Origin of the sequence: Paenibacillus sp. FSL R7-0204 (assembly GCF_038002225.1) — a bacterium.
GTDB lineage: Bacteria > Bacillota > Bacilli > Paenibacillales > Paenibacillaceae > Paenibacillus_AQ.
This window is the reverse complement of sequence record NZ_JBBOCA010000001.1, coordinates 3,616,434-3,634,188: the sequence shown is the minus strand read 5'-3', so window position 1 is coordinate 3,634,188 and position 17,755 is coordinate 3,616,434. Positions and strand designations below refer to the sequence as shown.

Sequence of the window (17,755 nt, the reverse complement as noted above, 5' to 3'; positions counted from 1 at the left end):
TCTACTATAGATTATCTCCAATTGCCGCACGAATCATTACAGCTTCCACCCAACTTACAGGAGGTGCTACTATGCTGCTTGAAGCGATGTACCATGTTCCGCGTGACAAATGGGCCTATGCCTATGATACAGAAACGATTCATCTGCGTGTGCGCACCAAACGTGATGATGTGGACTACGTGGTCGCCCTTACCGGCGACAAGTACGATTGGCAGCATACTTCTTATGACATTATCATGGAGAAGGCCGCCTCCGATGACAGATTCGACTACTGGGAAGCAGCAGTCCGGCCCAAATATAAGCGGCTTAGCTATACTTTTCGCGTAAGCAAAGGCATGGAGACGGTCTATTTGCTCGATAACGGTATCCGCTCCGAATGCCCGCCGCCGCCGAACCACTTCTACGAATTCCCCTATATCCACGGAATTGACTTGTTTCGGGTCCCTCCCTGGGCGAAGGATGCAGTATTCTACCAAATCTTGACCGAGCGGTTCGCGAATGGCAATCCCCTGATTAATCCGGAAGGCACGCAGCCTTGGGGCGGCAAGCCCGAGCTGAATAATTTCTTCGGCGGCGACCTTCAGGGCGTGCTGGATCATCTGGATGATCTGCAGGAGCTGGGCGTCAATGCCCTCTACTTCACCCCGCTGTTCATCTCCCCTTCCAACCATAAATATGACATTGTGGATTACCGGAGAGTCGACCCGCATTTCGGCGATAATGAGCTGCTGAAGCAGGTCGTCGAGGAATGCCATAGACGGGGTCTGCGCGTTATGCTTGACGCCGTATTCAACCATTGCAGCGATCAGTTCCCGCCCTTCCAGGATGTTCTGGCCAAGGGGGAGTATTCGGTCTACCGGGACTGGTTCCATGTGAACTCTTTTCCGGCTGCGGTTGTGGACGGCATTCCCACCTATGACACGTTCGGCTTCTACGGCAATATGCCGAAGTTCAACACCGCCAATCATGAAGTAAAATCTTATCTGCTGGAGGTTGCTGAATACTGGATTAAGGAGATCAAGGTGGACGGCTGGCGGCTGGATGTGGCCAATGAGGTGGACCATCACTTCTGGCGCGATTTCCGCAAGGTAGTCAAAGCCGCGAACCCGGATGCCTACATCGTCGGCGAGGTGTGGAGCGACTCCTTAACCTGGCTGCTCGGCGACCAGTTCGATTCGGTGATGAACTATCCCTTCTCGGGAACGGTGCTGGAATTCTTCAACGGCGGGATGGACGGAATCACCTTCGGCCACCGGATCGGCGGCCTGCTCATGCGTTATCCGCAGCAGACGAACGAGGTGGTCTTCAATCTCCTCGGCAGCCATGACACCCCCCGCCTGCTCACCGTCCTTGGTGAAGATAAACGGAAGCTGAAGCTGACGGTCGTCTTCCTGTTCACCTTCATGGGTACTCCCTGCATCTATTACGGCGATGAGATTGGCCTGACCGGCAATGAGGACCCGGATTGCCGCAAATGTATGGAATGGGATCAGGACAAGCAGGACCGCGAGCTGTATGACTTTTACCGGATGATGATTAATCTGCGCAAGGAGCATAAGGCGCTTCGTGAAGGCCGCTTCCGGATTCTTCAGGCCTGCGAGCACGACCCGTGCATCGTCTATGAGCGCGCAGATGAGCTGATCCACTTCACGGTCTGGATGAACAATTCACCGCAGCCCCGCACACTCAGCCACCCGATGGAGACCAGTGACTGGCTGGATGCGCTGACCGGTGAAGCGGTCGTTCCAGATCGCGGGATGATGAACGTGGCGTTGGAGCCGTACGGGTACCGGATTCTATACAGACATATCATTGAGGAGGGTTCTAATGATTGAACGTGAGCAGCGGATCAGACAATATTTTGATTCCTGGATCAACAAGGACAGCTCTATGTTAAGCACCATCTTCGATCCGAACATCGTGTATACCGAAAGCTACGGTCCTCAGTATCGGGGATTTGACACCCTGTTATTGTGGTTCGAGGACTGGAATACGCATGGTACGGTATTGAACTGGACGATCAAGCACTATTTCCTCCAGCCAATCGCTAAAAATCCCCCTGGTAATTGTGGTTCCTCATATGTTAGGGAGCCAGCCATCCATGTGCAACAAAAAAAGGCATCCCTTAGTTCATCATGAACTGAGGGGTGCCTTTTCCCATCTATACCTTACTGTACCTATTCCGCTGCAGTCACAGTAATCTTGTTATAAATATCAATGTACTGCTGTGCGGATACGTTCCAGCTGTAGTCGCCGGAGAATGCGTTTTTGGCTACTTTTTTCCAGTGCTCGGGCTTATGGTAGAACGATACGGCGCGGCGGAGCGTGTGCATCATATCATGGGCGTTATAATCCTTGAAGGTGAAGCCGTTGCCTTCTCCGGTATATTCGTTGTACGCCTGCACGGTATCGTTCAGCCCGCCTGTCTCACGGACCACCGGAATGCTGCCGTAACGCAATGCCAGCAGCTGGCTGATGCCGCAAGGCTCGAATTTGGACGGCATCAGGAAGATGTCGCTGGCGGCGTAGATTTTGCGGGACAAGGCATCACTGAAGGTAATCTGTGACGACAGCTTGGTCGGATAACGCCACTGGGCCTCGCGGAACCAGCGTTCGTAGACCTCATCCCCTGTTCCCAGCAGCACGAACTGAATGTCATCATAGTACAGCAGCTCATCCAGCACACGGGTCAGCAGATCCAGTCCTTTGGAATCCACCAGACGCGTAACCATAGCTACCATTGGAATGTAAGGGGCAACCGGCAATCCAAGCTCCTGCTGGAGTCCCAGCTTGTTCTCGGCTTTTTTGGCCAGGTTGGAGCGGTACTTGGTGAAGATTGCCGTGTCACTGGACGGATTATAGCTCTTGGTATCAATTCCGTTCACAATGCCGCTGAGCGCGTCAGAGCGTGCAGTCAGGAGGCCATCGAGACCATACCCATAGTACGGGGTCCGAATCTCATCGGCATAGGTCGGGCTGACGGTAGTGACATGATCACTGTAGACAATCCCGCCCTTCATATAATTCACATTCCCGTAATACTCCACGCCCAGGAAATAGCTGTCATCCAGACCCAGCAGCTCACCCAGCACCGTATACGGAAAGACTCCCTGATACAGGAGATTATGTATGGTGAATACCGTACGCATCTCACTGTAGAACGGATTATGCCGGTAGTGCGCCTGCAGCAGCAGCGGAACTACCGCAGCATGCCAGTCATGGCAATGAATCACATCCGGCTGGAAGCTAATCGCCGGCAGACATTCCAGCACAGCCCGGTTGAAGTACGCGAAGCGCTCGCCATCATCCATATAGCCATAAATCCCGTCACGGCCGAAATAATACTCATTGTCAACGAAATAGACGGGAATCCCTTCAAACACGACCTTTTCGATCCCGCAATACTGATTTCGCCAGCCAATCGGGACCTCAAGCGTAGCGACATGCTCCATCTGAGCGGAATACTTCTCAGGAATTCCTTTGTATTTGGGCAAAATTACCCGGACATCGACCCCGGCCGCCTTGAGAGCTTTCGGCAAAGCGCCGATGACATCGGCCAGTCCGCCTGTTTTGATAAATGGATGGGCTTCCGCCGCGGCAAATAATACTTTCATTCCATCTCCCCCTTATATAGTGGCTTATTCGGACACTTCCTGCCCTTAAACGGTCTTGCGGCCTGACTTCTTAAGCATCAAGAAGCTAAGTGGCGGCAGGGTCAGCTCTATACTGTTCACCTGATTATGCCACTCTGTCCTGGTGCTTTTCAGCGGCTCATTATGGAAGCCCGATCCGCCGTATTCGTTGCTCTCCGAGCTAAATAACTCTTCATAAACACCCGGACGCGGCACGCCGATACGGTAATGGCGGCGCTCGGCCGGCTGGAAGTTGATGATAATCAGCAGCGTGTCTACCGGACGTTTGCCTCTACGGATATAGGATACGACACTCTGCCCGCTGTCATCGGCATCAATCCACTGGTAGCCTGCCACATCATGATCTAGCTCCCACAGCGCTTTTTCGGCAAGGTATAGCTTATTCAGCGCAGCCGTATAGGCCTGCATCCGCCGGTGGCTCTCATAATCCAGCAGCAGCCAGTCGAGCTGATCCTGATCCTTCCATTCAATGAATTGCCCGAACTCTCCGCCCATGAACAGCAGCTTCTTGCCCGGATGGCTGATCTGATATCCGAGAAGCTGGCGCAGACCGGCGAATTTCTGCTCATAGGACCCCGGCATTTTGTCCAGCAGCGACTTCTTGCCGTGCACCACCTCATCATGTGACAGCGGCAGTGTGTAGTTCTCTGCATACGCATAGCATATCGGGAAGGTCAACAAATTATGATGATAAGGGCGCGAATCGAAAGCACGTTCTATGTAGCCCAAGGTGTCATTCATCCAGCCCATATTCCATTTATAGTTGAAGCCCAGACCGCCTTCATGCACCGGCGAAGTTACGCCCGGCCAGGCACTGGATTCTTCCGCCATCATGAGCGCCTTCGGATAATACTGGAAAATCGCCTGATTAAGCTGCTGAATGAACCGGATGGCTTCCAGATTCTCCAGCCCGCCATGCTCATTCGTCCGGTACTGATGGTGTTCCTTCTCGAAATCAAGCCGCAGCATACTCGTAACCGCGTCCACGCGCATGCCGTCAATATGATACTTCTCGAACCAGAACAAGGCATTGGAGATCAGGAACGATGAGATTTCAGGCTTGCTAAAGTCAAAAGACAGGGTGCCCCAGCCCGGCTTCTCCGCCAGCATCGGATCGGCATACTCATACAGCGGCGAACCGTCGAACAAGCGCAGACCATGGGCATCCTTGGCAAAATGGGCCGGAACCCAGTCCAGAATGACCCCGATGCCTGCCTGATGCAGCTGATCGATCAGGTACATCAGATCCTGCGGCTCTCCAAAACGGCTGGTAGCGGCAAAATAACCGGTTCCCTGGTAGCCCCAGGACAGATCATAAGGATGTTCAGCCAGCGGCATGAACTCCACATGGGTATAGCTCATTTCACTCAGGTAAGGAATCAGCAGACTGCTGATCTCCCGATAAGTATAGAGTTCGCCGTCTTCCTTTTGCCGCCAGGTGCCCAGATGCATTTCATAAATGTTCATAGGTGCCTGATAAGGACCTTTACTCTTCCGCCGCCATGCGGCATCCCCCCATTTGTAGCCGTCCAGGTTCGCCACAACGGATGCTGTAGCCGGACGCACTTCAGCGTGGAAGGCATATGGGTCTGCTTTGAGGAAGCTTGTACCATCTGCTCCTGTAATCCTGTATTTGTAAAAAGTTCCCGGCGCTATTCCCGGGAAAAAACGACTCCAAAATCCTGAATCGGGTATCTTATATAACGTATCAAGATCGGATGTTCCATCCCAGCTGTTATGATCTCCCGCCAATCCTACATATGCCGCATGAGGAGCCCACACGGTAAAGCGAACGCCCGCCTGCCCTTCTTGGACGGCAATGTGCGCGCCAAGCATCGTATAGCTGCGATAATTCGTGCCCTCATGGAACAAATAAATATCTTCAGCGGACGGGAGGTTTTCTGTTTTTGGTAAATCGGCCAAATCATCACCACCTTAGGATATAGGATGCACCTATTACATTACCCGAATATACAGGTTTTGAAAATGATTTTGAGCGGCGCCGGGGCAATTTCTGAATATTGAAAATAAAAATGTAATTTTTGCAGATATGCAGCAATATAATTCACCTATGTCGTTTCAAGCGCTTGTTCTGCGTGTATATTACAAGCATTGACAAAAAAATGGGAGGGATAACACATGAGTAAGAAAGAATGTATCGCCATGCTTCTGGCAGGCGGGGAAGGCCGCAGATTGGCCCCGTTGACTACCAGCATGGCTAAGCCTGCAGTCCCTTTCGGCGGACAGTACCGGATTATTGATTTTCCCCTCAGCAACTGTGTGAATTCCAAGATTGATACCATCGGAGTACTGACTCAGTACGAAGCAGAATCCTTGCATCAGCATATCGGTGAAGGCGAGCCTTGGGGGCTGCATAGCCGCAGTGACCGGGGTGTAAAGCTGCTCCCTTCAGGGATTGAAGGCAGAGACAGCTATACAGGCACCGCCGATGCTATTTATAAGAATATTGAATATATAGACAGTCAGAACCCGGAGCATGTACTTATCCTGTCGGGAGACCATATCTACCACATGGACTACCGCAAAATGCTCGATTATCACATCACCAAGTCTGCGAAGGCAACGATATCGGTGATGGAGGTTCCTTGGGATGAAGCGAGCCGCTTCGGCGTGATGAACGTGGATGAAGATTTCAAGATCTCCGAATTTGCCGAGAAACCAAAAGCTCCGAAGAGCAACCTGGCGTCAATGGGCATCTATCTGTTTGAGTGGTCCTATTTGAAGGCTCATTTACTGCAGGATGCTGCGAATGCGGAGTCCGGTCATGATTTCGGTAAGGATGTTATTCCGTCCATGCTGGATGCGAGCGATGAACTGTTCGCTTACCGCTTCGAAGGCTACTGGAGAGATGTGGGTACCGTTGGCAGCCTCTGGGAAGCTCATATGGATCTTCTGCAAGAGGATGGCTTCCAGCTTGATAACTCCCGCTGGCCGATGTACAGCCGGGCACAACGCACCAAACTGGCTGCGATCAGACCCCGCACTCAAGCTGCTTCAGCAGACTGCCTGATTCACGACACCTGCCAGCTCGAAGGCAGCCCGCAGCGCTCGGTCATCTTCAGCGGTGTGGAGATCGGCAAGCAGAGCAGAATCAAGCAGAGCGTGGTAATGCCGGGTGCCCGTATTGGACGCAGTGTTCTGATTGAACACGCCATTATCGGTGAAGGTGCTGTGATCAAGGACGGCGCTGTAATCAAAGGCAGTGCAGACAACATCGTGGTTGTCGGCCCGCATGAGATTGTAGCTGCCAAGCCGCTGGTCCGTACTCAGCCTGCCCGCCTGCTTCAGGAGGTCTATGAAAAGGCCGGCCGTCTGCGCGCGGAAGGAATGCCTTCATAAACAAAAATTCAGCAACATCGTTCAGCCCTAAGGGCTGCTACATACAAAGGGATACAGCTCCGGTCCGCCCGGACAATAGCTGTATCCCTTTTGTATAAATATAAGAAATTATAGGTTTCACACAATAACTTATCCTTCTATTTCTCGCTGAAACGGGTGCCGTCCCTGAAAGGACGGCAAGGCCGTTTCCACTTGGCTTGCTTATCAAGTTGTTGATGAATTAATCAAGCGAGCATTCCCCTGCTGGCTGTCATCCAGCGGCAGAATGACGGTAACCTGAGTACCCTTGCCAAGCTCACTGTCCATTTCCAGCTTGCCGTTATGAAGCTCCACAATCTGCTGGGAGATCGCCAGCCCGAGGCCCGTACCCCCGTTAAGGGCATCGACCTGGAAGAAGCGGTCCCGCACTCTGGACAGATGCGCTTCACTGATTCCAATACCGCTGTCACGAACAGTGACAGCCATCTCAGTACCGGATAGACGCTCCGCCGACAGCACGATGCTGGAATCCTCCGGCGAGAACTTCACCGCATTATCCACCAGATTGAGGAAGACCTGCTTGAGGCGGTTGGCATCCCCCTTGATGAAGATCGTCTCCTCACATTCCAGCAGCAGATGAATCCGTTTCTTCTCAGCCTTGGCCCAAATATTGAGCAGCGTCTCCTGCAGCAGAACCTTAATATCCACCTGCCCCATCGACAGCTTCATTTCGTTCTGTTGCAGCTTCGAGAAGTCGAGGATTTCTTCCACCAGCCCGATTAGCCGGTCACTCTCCCTGGAGATAATTCCGACCCCAAGCTTGGTCTCTTCAGGGTCATAGCCCCCGGAGACCAGCGTCTCGCTCCAGCCCTTGATGCTGGTCAGCGGAGTGCGCAGCTCATGAGAGATCGAGGAGATGAAATCATCCTTGATCTGGTTGCTGCGGACAATCTCGTCCGCCATATAGTTGAGCGTTGAAGCGAGTTCGCCGATCTCGTACCGGTAATCACCTTTGATCCGGGTCGTGAACTTGCCCTTCGCCATCTGCACCGACACCGCCGTTATATTATTCAGCGGACGCACAATCGAATTGGCGAGCCCGAAGCTGAGCAACAGTACGATGGTGAGGACTGCCACACCGATGCCAATGGAGAGCAAAGTTAGGTTAAGCAGATTACTGTTCACGCCCTCCATCGACGTCAGATAGCGCAGGACATAGGTGTCATGAGCAGTGATCTGCACCATTTTGGATACTGCCATGACATTCTCATTGGTACCGGCCTGGCGGCCCACCCAACGTCCGATACTACCGCCTACTGCCTCGGGAACATCACTGGTGGTAATCGTCCGGTCCGGCTGGAACCCGGTTGAGCTGGTAATAATATCCCCTTTAAGCGTTAGGACCTCAAGCTCAGTAAACTCCACATTGAATAATCGAAGCAGCTTCTGCAGCTGGGCCTGTGACCTGTCTCCTGAAAATTCATATTTCACCAATGTCTCGGCCACACTGATATGCGTGGTGATTTTGCTGTAGATACTGTTGTAATAATAGGTGCGAATCGACAGAAGGAAGATCGTCTCGACCAGGAGAAGCGCTACAAAGACTACAAGAATATAGTGCAGTACGATCTGTCTGCGCATCCCCTTCTTAATCATTGTACCTGGCCTTTCCATTTATAGCCGTGTCCCCACACCGTCTGCAGGTATTCAGGCTCCGATGGATTATTCTCGATTTTTTGGCGCAAGCGGCGGATATTGACGTCAACGATCTTAGGGTCCCCCATATATTCCTTGCCCCAGACATGATCAAGCAAGGAGTCACGGCTGAGCGGTGTATTTTCTTTCTCCAGGAAGAACTGCACCAGAGAGAACTCTGTTGGGGTAAGCTCAATGGCTTCCCCGCTCCGCTTGAACTGCTTGGAGATCAGATCCAGGGTGAACGGACCCGACTGGAACGATACCTTGGCTGACTGCTCGCGGTGAACATTGACCCGGCGCAGCAGCGATTGGATACGTGCGATCAGCTCAGTGGGACTGAAAGGCTTACTGACATGGTCATCTGCCCCTACGGACAGTGCATAGACCTTGTCCTGCTCCTGTACCTTGGCTGTCAAGAAAATAATGCCCAGCCGTTCATTGGTCTCCCGGATGCGTCTGCATACCTCAAAGCCGTCGATGCCGGGCACCATCACATCCAGCAAGGCGATATCAATATCATGTATAGTGGTCAGCTTGTGCAGCGCCTCGTTACCGTCTGCCGCCTCCAGCACCTCAAAGCCGTTGCGCTTCAGGTTAATGACAATAAAACTGCGGATGGACTCTTCATCCTCCAATATCAGTACTTTACTCATCGATTCCCTTCCTTTCAATAGAGGATTTGATTCGTCCGTCCTCTCCTCCGATTGTACTCTGTTCCAGTTCTCCCCGGTATCCAATCATCTTATCCAGATCGCGTCCGAGCAGCTTCCAGCCCGTGTTCTTCACATTGTCCCATTCCGCAGGCGAGAAGAATTTCACTTCAGCGACCGTCTCTCCGGTATCCGTCATGATGAATTTGAGTGATTTGTTCTGAACCGACTTCGTGTCCACCGTCACCCGCTCCTGCCATTCGGGGGCAAAGTTAATGGTGAACCGGTCCAGCGGATCGTTGTAGAGCTGGGTACTGAAGGTCAGACCGTCTTTCCCGTCCCATTTGTAATAAGAATTGAAATAAGGTATGGCCTCAGGATCGAAATACTCCCAGCCCTTGGGGGGCACCAGCAACCCTATCTCAATAATTCCATCCGAATCAATATCCTCGCTGACAATTCTCCGGTCCTTGAAGGTGTGGCTATCCCCTGGAATAGCGACACGCAGCTTGTTATTCTCCATTACAACTAAGGTTGTATAAGCAGAACGTGCATCCACAGCAGAATCCAGAACTATACCTTCTTTATTTGCAGCTACTTTTCCTGAGACAATATTGTAATAACTATTGAAATAGGGGTCCAGATCGTCGAGTTCATCCAGCACCTTGAAGCCGTCATTATACTGATAGGTAGTTAATGTAGCGAATTCATTACGCTTGAAGTACACCACGGTAATATCCACAATCCCGTCTTCATTCAGGTCATCGATGATATATTTGGTATATGGCTTGGTTAGAATCTCTTCCAGCACTCCCCCGGAATAACTGTAGACAACCATGCCCTTCACACCCTTATCTTCCGTGCGGGAATAACCGGCAATAATGTTGAGCTTACCTTCACCAGTTACATCCTGAAGATCTACAGAATCAAGGATGTTGCCAACACCATCGAACGTAAGCTTCTTGACCCAGGTTTCCCCCTGCTTCTCCAGAATCATCCCGTGATTAACGACGGCTTCATTCTTCGTCTGGTAGAACACAAGCGTCTCCATCACGCCATCCCGGTCCAGGTCCTCTGTAAATATAGAGCTGTTATCATCATTGGCCGGACGAATCAAAGTGCCATCCAGCGCCTTCAAGGAAGAGTTGATGGCTGCCATCAGCGAAGCCTTGTCCGCAGGCAGCTGGGGCACCCTCATCTGGGATACCGGATCGCTGATGAAGGTGCAGCCGGGCAGGGCAAACAGCGACAGGGCGGCTGCGGCAAGTCCCCCCAGCACTCGCATACGCATATTCAACTTCATTTACGCTCTCCTTACTGAACGCCTTGCCTTAGTTCACAGATGCAGCCGCTCCTGTGAGGTCAGCCGGCGTCCTTTGACATCATGCTTAATTCTTCCGTCCTCCAGCACCCACAGACGGCTGGCGTAACGCTCGGCCAGCTCAATCGGCAGCACCGTAAGCACGGTAAGGCCTGTCTCCTTGCACAGATTGCGGAGGGTCTCCAGCACATTCTCCGCAGTCTTGGGGTCAAGTCCAGTCACCGGCTCATCTGCCAGGATGACCTTGGCGCCGTGGACCAGTGCCCGGGCAATGGCTACACGCTGACGTTCACCGCCGCTGAGCTGGCCGGACTTCAGCTTGGCCTTGTCCAGCAATCCTAGCAGATCGAGCTGGTCCATCGCCCCCATATAATCATCTGAGCGGACCATGCCTGTAGCCATCCGCCACAGCGGCGTCTGGGAGGCTTGTCCAATCAGCACATTCTTGAGTGCAGTGCGGTTCGGATTCAGCTCCGCATTCTGCTCCAGATAGGCCCATTCCCGGCGGATCTTACGTTTGCCGGCGAAGGGGCTCTTCATAATATCCTGCCCATCTACCCTGAAATTCCCTCTGTCCCACTTCTCACGCAGGGCAAGGCAGCGCAGCAGTGTTGATTTCCCGCTGCCGCTGGCTCCCAGCAGCGCTACAAATTCTCCCGGTTCTAATTGAAATCCGATATCCTGAAGCACTGGTGTTTTATCTTCCCCGACCGCTTTGGCCAAATGTTCAACTGTAATCATAGGTCAGCCTCTCCTGTCTTCGACTCTACTCTATAGTGTACTCTGAAAGCGGGATCAAATTCCATGCGAGCATTCGTTCTTATTCTACCTCATATCGTCTTCCGTGGCGAGAACAATAACCCTGCCAGCCCAAATACAATATACAGGCCGCCCATCACGGCAAATACATTGCCGCCCCAGCCGAATTGCAGCAGCAGCCCGCCGATGCCCGGACCCGCTATACTTCCCAGACTATAATGGAAGGAAGCGACTACATTGGCAGCGGGAAGCAGCTTGCGCGGCAGGATATCGGCGGCATAGCTTAACCCCAGCGAGAAAAAGGAGCCGACTAGTCCCCCGGCCACCATCAGCACCAGCAGGGTGAGCAGGAAATGCTCGCCGGTAAGCGGAAGCAGCGTGAAGGCGAGGCCTCCTCCTGTCCCCGCAGCAATCAGAATGGCCTTGCGGCCAAAGCGGTCACTCCATATGCCGAGCGGCAGCTGGAGCAGCAGGCCCCCTATGCCTGCAAAGGGCAGCAGAGCGGCAATCTGGTCTGCACTGAACCCGGTGCGCAGCCCGTATACCGGGAAGCTGCTGTTCAGGCTGGCTTCCATATAGCCGTATAGCAGCGCTGGAATCAGCGCATACCAAGCAAGCCGGTAGCTCCGGCCGAACCTGCTCGCCTGGCCTTCGCTGTGATCCATAGCTTCCGGCCGTGAGTCAGGCAGCTTGAAGCCGACAATCAGCAGCACGATTACGAACAGCAGCGCTGTAATCAGGAACGGTGCGGACTGTCCGAACCGCAGCAGGCTGATACCCAGCGGTCCTAGGCTGAAGCCCAGGCCGTAGGACATCCCGTAAAGCGACAGGTTCCGTCCACGGTGCTCTGCCGGTGTCATGAGCAGCACCCAGAGCTGCGCGGCGTAGTTAACCGCCGAATCACCGATCCCGACAAGCACGCGGAGCACGAACCAGATCTTCACGCCGGTAAGGAGCGGGAACAGCAGCAGTGATACCAGCACCAGCGCGAGACCGGCAGCGATCAGCTTCTTGAAGCCGATGGCGCCAAGCACCCGTTCCGCAATCAGGGTCATGGCAAATGAGCCTACATACAGCGCAGCCGCGTTAAGTCCGTTCAATGAGGACGATACGCCCTCCTGCTCCAGCAGAATGGATAAGACCGGCAGCAGCATCCCCTGGCTAAGCCCTGCCAGAATAATCACGGCAATCAAAATCGAATAATTCATCCTACCGCTCTGTCCATGCGGCATCGGTGTAGAATCTGACACAAATAAATCCTCCTATGTAATTCATTGATATACGATACCTGATGTCCATGCGGCAAACACCGAACATTATAGTAGACAACCCTCTTCAAAACAAGAGATAATATACAGAAGTGACTGATTTTCTGGAGGTGACCCGGCTTAAATGAAGTATGAACTGAGGATTGATGTTTCCCCCGTATACGAACTGCTGGACAGTTTCATGTTATATGTAACCAAGAAATGGACCTCCAACCTGGACATCGGCACCGACTGGATCCGGGATGTGGACGGCCGTTTCACCCCCGCGCAGCTGACTGCACTGAAGCAGGCCGCCGAATGGCCGTTCGAAGATTATGATGTACTCTACGCCTGGGCCTACAGCCGGGGCGAGGCTTCCAAGGTGCTGCAGTTCCTGGCTGAGCTGGAGAACTCTTCACTTGAGGACTGCCTCCGGCGGACCGACCCGTTCTTCCATACCTTCACGGCCGAGGAGTGCGCACGGATTAAGAACGGATATACGCCACTTTTGCGGATATGGTATGAGCATTATTTCCGCCATGTGGAGCATACCCTGCTGCCGCTGCTGATTGAAGACGCCTCCGAGAAAAAAATGCTGGAGAGCAAAATGGACATGGTCCCGCTGATCGAATATGCTTCCGGCGGAATTGTCATTGAGGACATTCCCGGGCTGGAGACGATTGTGCTGCTGCCTACCGTGCATAACCGGCCGATCAACACGTATTGCTTCTTCAAAAACCTGATGCTGGTGCAATATCCGGTAGATGTCCCTTCAGACAATGAGGAGGAACCGCCCACGGTGCTGCTTCGTTTAACACAGGCTCTCTCTGACCCTACCCGGCTGAGACTGCTGCGATTCGTGGCAAATGAACCGAAGACGCTGTGGGAGATGCAGTCCGAGCTGAACCTGTCCCGGGAGATGCTGATGCATCATCTGCTTAGTCTGCGGGTCGCAGGGCTGCTGCGGGTTCATTTGCGCGGTGAAGGCACCGAACGCTACAGCATACGCCCTGACGGGGCCTCGGAGCTCCAGATGTTTCTGGAGTCTTACATCCGTATCTAACAGACCAACTTAGGAGTGAACCTCATGAAGTATTTGACCCAACAAGTGATCTTTGATCTTGACGATACCCTGGTGCATTGCAATAAGTATTTTGAGCTCATTCTTGGACAGTATTTCGAGCTGATGTCAGACTGGTTCAGCGATTATCAGCCGACCATCAGCGAACTGCGCAGCAAGCAGGTGGAGATTGATGTCGAGACCGTTAGCACAAGCGGCCTGGCCAGCGACAATTTCCCGAAATCGCTGATTGCCACCTACCGTTATTTCTGCAGCAAATATAACCGCAAGCCGGATGCGTTCGAGGAGCGGCAGCTGATGAAGCTGGGGATGAGCGTGTACGATCAGGAGGTGGAAGCTTATCCCGGCATGGTGGAGACGCTGGATACCCTCAAGCAGGAGGGCCACTCCCTCTATCTCTATACCGGCGGAGACGACACCATCCAGCAGCGCAAAATCGCCCAAATGAAGCTGGACGCCTATTTCGATGACCGCATCTATATCCGCCAGCACAAAAATGTGGAGGCACTTGAGAATATCCTGACCACCTACCCGTTCGAACGCAAAATCACCTGGATGATCGGCAACTCCCTGCGTACGGATGTACTGCCAGCGCTGACTGCCGGGATCAACAGCATTTATCTGAAGCAGCCGAATGAGTGGCTCTACAATCTGATTGAGCTGGAGCGGGAGATGCAGCATTCCGTCCTGACCATCTCTGCCATTCACGAGGTGCCTCCGGTAATCCGCTCCGCTGCGCTGCGGGAGCATCACGGCTGATTGACTTGCATCATCAGAATCAGGCAATTGTTACAAATGGCATAGGCAGCCTGCCGCCGGTATGATTATACTGTTTGAGTAGATTTTCACACCCTACAGGAGGCTGGCCATGAATAACAAAGCTAACCGTTCCAGGAACACCCCGAATCACGGGCGTCTGCTCCCTATGCTGCTTGCAGTGATTGCCGTGCTGCTGATCGCCCTTCTTGCCTTCTTCCTTACACAGGGCAAATCGTCCGGCACCGAGGCGCTCGATAATCTCCCCAACTACACCGATGTGAAGGGCAAGATTGTAGTGGACGGGCTGAAATATGAGAAGCAGCCGCATCTGGGCAGCGAAGACGCCAAGGTGAAAGTGATCGAATTCGCCGATTTCAAATGCCCTGCCTGCAAAAATTGGACCGCAACCTACCTGGATACGTTCATTAAGGACTACGTAGACAGCGGGAAAGTCCAGTTCTACTTCATGAACTTCGCCTTCATTGACCGGGATTCTTACCTGGCCGCCAGTGCCGGGGAAGCTATCTATCAGCAGAATAACGAGAAGTTCTGGGAGTATCTCCATAAGCTCTACGAGAGCCAGGGTGATGAGAGCAAGATCTGGGCAACCCAGAAGTTCATCACTAAGTTCGTGAAGGACAATATTACAGGAATTGACCAAGAGCGGTTCGAGCAGGATCTGAAGAACCATACGTATATGTACGATGTTAAAGAGGACTTCAAAATCGCCGGAGCCTACGGCGTCAACGGCACACCGAAATTCATGGTGAACGGCGTCCTGCTGCCGGATTCCTCCTATGAGGGCTTAAGCGCTACCATTGAAGCGGCTTTGAATGAATCCCCGTAATCTTTCCTGCAGGTGAAGCTCATCATCCTATAAAAAAGCGCCCCGCCATGAAAATCTGGCCGGGGCGCTTTTAGTATCTAGGAATTATGATTCCACGGCCAGCTGGCCCGTATCCATATTCTGCAGCACCAGCTTGCCTTCAAGCGGCGCGCCGTCCTCTCCGGTCAGCTTGAGCTTCCCGGTTCGGCCCTTCTCAATCAGGGCCTTCACCTGAGTGTCAGTGAGCGTGCGCCCGTGATTCTCCTTCCAGATCACGAAGCCGCAGCCTTCCTTATAATGAGAGCAGCCGTAGCCCTTGCGGCCCATGAAGATCATGCCGCCGCAGCCGGGACGCGGGCAGCTGCCGATAACCTTCGGCCCGGTATCTCCGCTCTTCCCGGCCGCAGCAGACGCTGCGCTGCGCGGTTTGGCAGCTGCCGGCTTGCGGCGTTCAGCCGCTTTGGATTCGGCGGGCTTGCGCGCCGCAGCAGCCGGACTGCGGCCCTTACCCCCGCTGTTCAGCGAAGGCGTATCCCCTTCGAAGGAGGTCTTGGCAGCGCGAGACTGCACGCGGACCTTGTCCACAATCATGGAAGCGAACCGCTTGACGTTCTCCATGAATTGTCCGTCCGCTGCGGTGCCGCGGGCAATTTCATTGAGGCGGCGCTCCCACTGCCCGGTCATTTCCGGGGAGGTCAGCAGCTCCACGCCTGCTCCGCGGATCAGTTCAACCGCCGTCCGCCCCTTTTGGGTGATGGCGATCTTTTTCCCCTGCATCTCCACATAGCCGACATTCTTCAGCCGTTCAATCGTAGCTGCCCGGGTCGCCGGAGTGCCCAGCCCCGAATCCTTCATGGCATCGCGCAGCTCTTCATCCTCAATCTGCTTGCCTGCGCTCTCCATGGCCTTAAGCAAGGTTCCTTCGGTGTAAGCTTTTGGGGGCTGGGTATCCTTCTCCTTCACAATCGCATCGCTGCAAATCACTTCACCCTCCGCTTGAACAGAGAACGGCTCGTTCACCTCAAGCTCCTCTTCCTCCTCGTCCTCCTTGCCTTTACCCTTGGCCGGTTTGGATTTGTCCTTCTTCTGGTCTGCGTAAATCACCTTCCAGCCGAGGCTGAGCAGCTCCTTGACCGTAGTCTTGAACTTCTCGGCTTCCACTTCGGTCATCACCGTATGCACCTTATATTCCGCTGCCGGATAGAACTGGGAGAGGAAGCGGCGGACAATCAGATCGTACAGCTTGGCCTCGTCTGCACTCAGCCCGTTCGCCTTACGGTTCGTAGGCAGAATCGCATGGTGATCCTCGACCTTGGACGGATTACAAATAAACTTGTTGCCTTTATGAACCAGGTTACGGTTTGCACCCTTCACCCAATCGTCGTACTGCGTGCCCTGAAGGGCCGACAGCGTCTTGTGCATTTCAGGAATATTCTGCTCCGTAACATAGTTGGAGTTGGTACGCGGGTACGAGATTACCTTATGCTTCTCATACAGCGCCTGGGCGATATCCAGTGTTTTTTTGGCGGAAAAGGCATATTTCCCGTTCGCCTCACGCTGCAACAGCGTCAGATCGTACAGCTTGTTCGGATATTCCTTCGTCTCTTTGACTTCATAGAGAACAATCCGGGCGGGCTTGCCTTTGACCTTGGCCGCAAGCGCCTCTGCCTTCGCACCATCCGTTAACCGGTCGCCCTGCCACATTCCCTTATACGTCAGCTCATTCTGGGTGAAATGCCCTTCCACCTCAAAGAACTTCAGCGAAGAGAAGGCCTCAATAGTCTTCTGACGGTCGTAGATCAGCGCCAGCACCGGGGTCTGTACCCGGCCTACAGAGAGCAGCACATTATGTTTGGTGGTAAAAGCACGCGAGCCGTTCATCCCGATCAGCCAATCCGCCTCGCTGCGTGCCCGGGCCGCTTTGGTCAGATTCTCGTATTCCGCCCCGTCCTTCAGCTCCTGGAAGCCCTTGCGGATCGTCTCCGGTGTCAGATCGGAGATCCACAGCCGCTTCACCGGCTGGTTCAGTTCCAGGTAACGCTGGATTAGCGAGAAAATATGCTGGCCCTCCCGCCCGGCATCGCAGGAGTTCACCAGCAGATCACTGCGTTTTGCCAGCTCCCCGATCACCTTCAGCTGATCCATGGTGCGTGCATTGGGCAGCAGCTTGAACTCCTCGGGGATGATCGGCAGATCATTAATGTTCCATTTTTTATATTTATTGTCGTAGGCTTCGGGCTCTGCAAGGCCAATCAGATGCCCAATCGCCCAGGTGATGATGTACTGCTCCCCTTCCAGATAGGAACGGTAGTTTTTGGCCTTCGGTTCTATTGCGGCGGCGATATTCCGCCCCATGTCCGGTTTCTCCGCAATAATGAGTGTCTTCAACAATAATCGCTCCTTACCCTCGGTTCATTACAAA

At 53.3% G+C, this 17,755-nt stretch carries 14 protein-coding genes; 6 read left to right on the top strand and 8 right to left on the bottom strand.

Annotation, left to right across the window (positions count from 1 at the left end; genetic code table 11):
* Positions 1 to 71 precede the first annotated feature (71 nt).
* Together MKX42_RS16135 and MKX42_RS16130 are read left to right on the top strand one after the other, a co-directional pair.
* Entirely contained in the window at positions 72 to 1,835 is a 1,764-nt protein-coding gene (locus MKX42_RS16135) for an alpha-glycosidase (RefSeq protein WP_340753365.1), read from the top strand.
* Positions 1,828 to 2,139: a nuclear transport factor 2 family protein gene (locus MKX42_RS16130; protein WP_340753364.1), complete on the top strand. Its 312-nt coding sequence runs from the start codon at positions 1,828 to 1,830 to the stop codon at positions 2,137 to 2,139. The genes MKX42_RS16135 and MKX42_RS16130 overlap by 8 nt, the downstream gene beginning before the upstream one ends.
* A gap of 38 nt (positions 2,140 to 2,177) precedes the next feature.
* Here MKX42_RS16130 and glgA read toward each other — a convergent pair whose 3' ends face one another.
* A complete protein-coding gene (gene glgA, locus MKX42_RS16125) occupies positions 2,178 to 3,614 on the bottom strand; it encodes a glycogen synthase GlgA (protein ID WP_340753363.1) in 1,437 nt (478 codons plus the stop codon).
* 45 nt (positions 3,615 to 3,659) lie between these two features.
* Positions 3,660 to 5,489, bottom strand: a complete 1,830-nt coding sequence (gene glgB / locus MKX42_RS16120) for a 1,4-alpha-glucan branching protein GlgB (RefSeq protein WP_445669379.1) — start codon at positions 5,487 to 5,489, stop codon at positions 3,660 to 3,662.
* Positions 5,490 to 5,792: 303 nt separating this feature from the next.
* Here glgB and MKX42_RS16115 point away from each other — a divergent pair, with 303 nt between their 5' ends.
* On the top strand, positions 5,793 to 7,013 hold the full coding sequence (locus tag MKX42_RS16115) for a glucose-1-phosphate adenylyltransferase (RefSeq protein ID WP_340753361.1): 1,221 nt from the start codon (positions 5,793 to 5,795) through the stop codon (positions 7,011 to 7,013).
* A 204-nt stretch (positions 7,014 to 7,217) separates the two neighbouring features.
* Here MKX42_RS16115 and MKX42_RS16110 read toward each other — a convergent pair whose 3' ends face one another.
* The 5 genes from MKX42_RS16110 to MKX42_RS16090 form a co-directional block, all read right to left on the bottom strand.
* A complete protein-coding gene (locus tag MKX42_RS16110) occupies positions 7,218 to 8,648 on the bottom strand; it encodes a sensor histidine kinase (RefSeq protein ID WP_340757700.1) in 1,431 nt (476 codons plus the stop codon).
* Positions 8,645 to 9,343: a response regulator transcription factor gene (locus tag MKX42_RS16105; protein WP_076079320.1), complete on the bottom strand. Its 699-nt coding sequence runs from the start codon at positions 9,341 to 9,343 to the stop codon at positions 8,645 to 8,647. Before MKX42_RS16105 ends, MKX42_RS16110 begins: the two co-directional genes overlap by 4 nt.
* Positions 9,336 to 10,643, bottom strand: coding sequence for a hypothetical protein (locus MKX42_RS16100; RefSeq protein ID WP_340753360.1), 1,308 nt, complete (start codon positions 10,641 to 10,643; stop codon positions 9,336 to 9,338). The genes MKX42_RS16105 and MKX42_RS16100 overlap by 8 nt, the downstream gene beginning before the upstream one ends.
* A gap of 33 nt (positions 10,644 to 10,676) precedes the next feature.
* Complete coding sequence (locus MKX42_RS16095; protein ID WP_036726471.1) at positions 10,677 to 11,402, bottom strand: phosphonate ABC transporter ATP-binding protein; 726 nt, start codon at positions 11,400 to 11,402, stop codon at positions 10,677 to 10,679.
* 89 nt (positions 11,403 to 11,491) lie between these two features.
* Complete coding sequence (locus MKX42_RS16090) at positions 11,492 to 12,652, bottom strand: MFS transporter (RefSeq protein WP_340757699.1); 1,161 nt, start codon at positions 12,650 to 12,652, stop codon at positions 11,492 to 11,494.
* Between the two features lie 160 nt (positions 12,653 to 12,812).
* Here MKX42_RS16090 and MKX42_RS16085 point away from each other — a divergent pair, with 160 nt between their 5' ends.
* From MKX42_RS16085 to MKX42_RS16075, 3 genes are all read left to right on the top strand, one after another.
* On the top strand, positions 12,813 to 13,730 hold the full coding sequence (locus MKX42_RS16085; protein WP_340753359.1) for an ArsR/SmtB family transcription factor: 918 nt from the start codon (positions 12,813 to 12,815) through the stop codon (positions 13,728 to 13,730).
* Positions 13,731 to 13,754: 24 nt separating this feature from the next.
* Entirely contained in the window at positions 13,755 to 14,507 is a 753-nt protein-coding gene (locus tag MKX42_RS16080; RefSeq protein WP_340753358.1) for an HAD family hydrolase, read from the top strand.
* Positions 14,508 to 14,616: 109 nt separating this feature from the next.
* The gene (locus tag MKX42_RS16075) at positions 14,617 to 15,354 is read left to right on the top strand and encodes a DsbA family protein (protein WP_340753357.1); all 738 of its coding nucleotides are present in this window, start codon (positions 14,617 to 14,619) and stop codon (positions 15,352 to 15,354) included.
* Positions 15,355 to 15,438: 84 nt separating this feature from the next.
* Here the strand turns inward: MKX42_RS16075 and MKX42_RS16070 are convergent, their stop codons facing one another.
* Positions 15,439 to 17,721, bottom strand: coding sequence for a type IA DNA topoisomerase (locus MKX42_RS16070; protein WP_340753356.1), 2,283 nt, complete (start codon positions 17,719 to 17,721; stop codon positions 15,439 to 15,441).
* Positions 17,722 to 17,755: the final 34 nt, after the last annotated feature.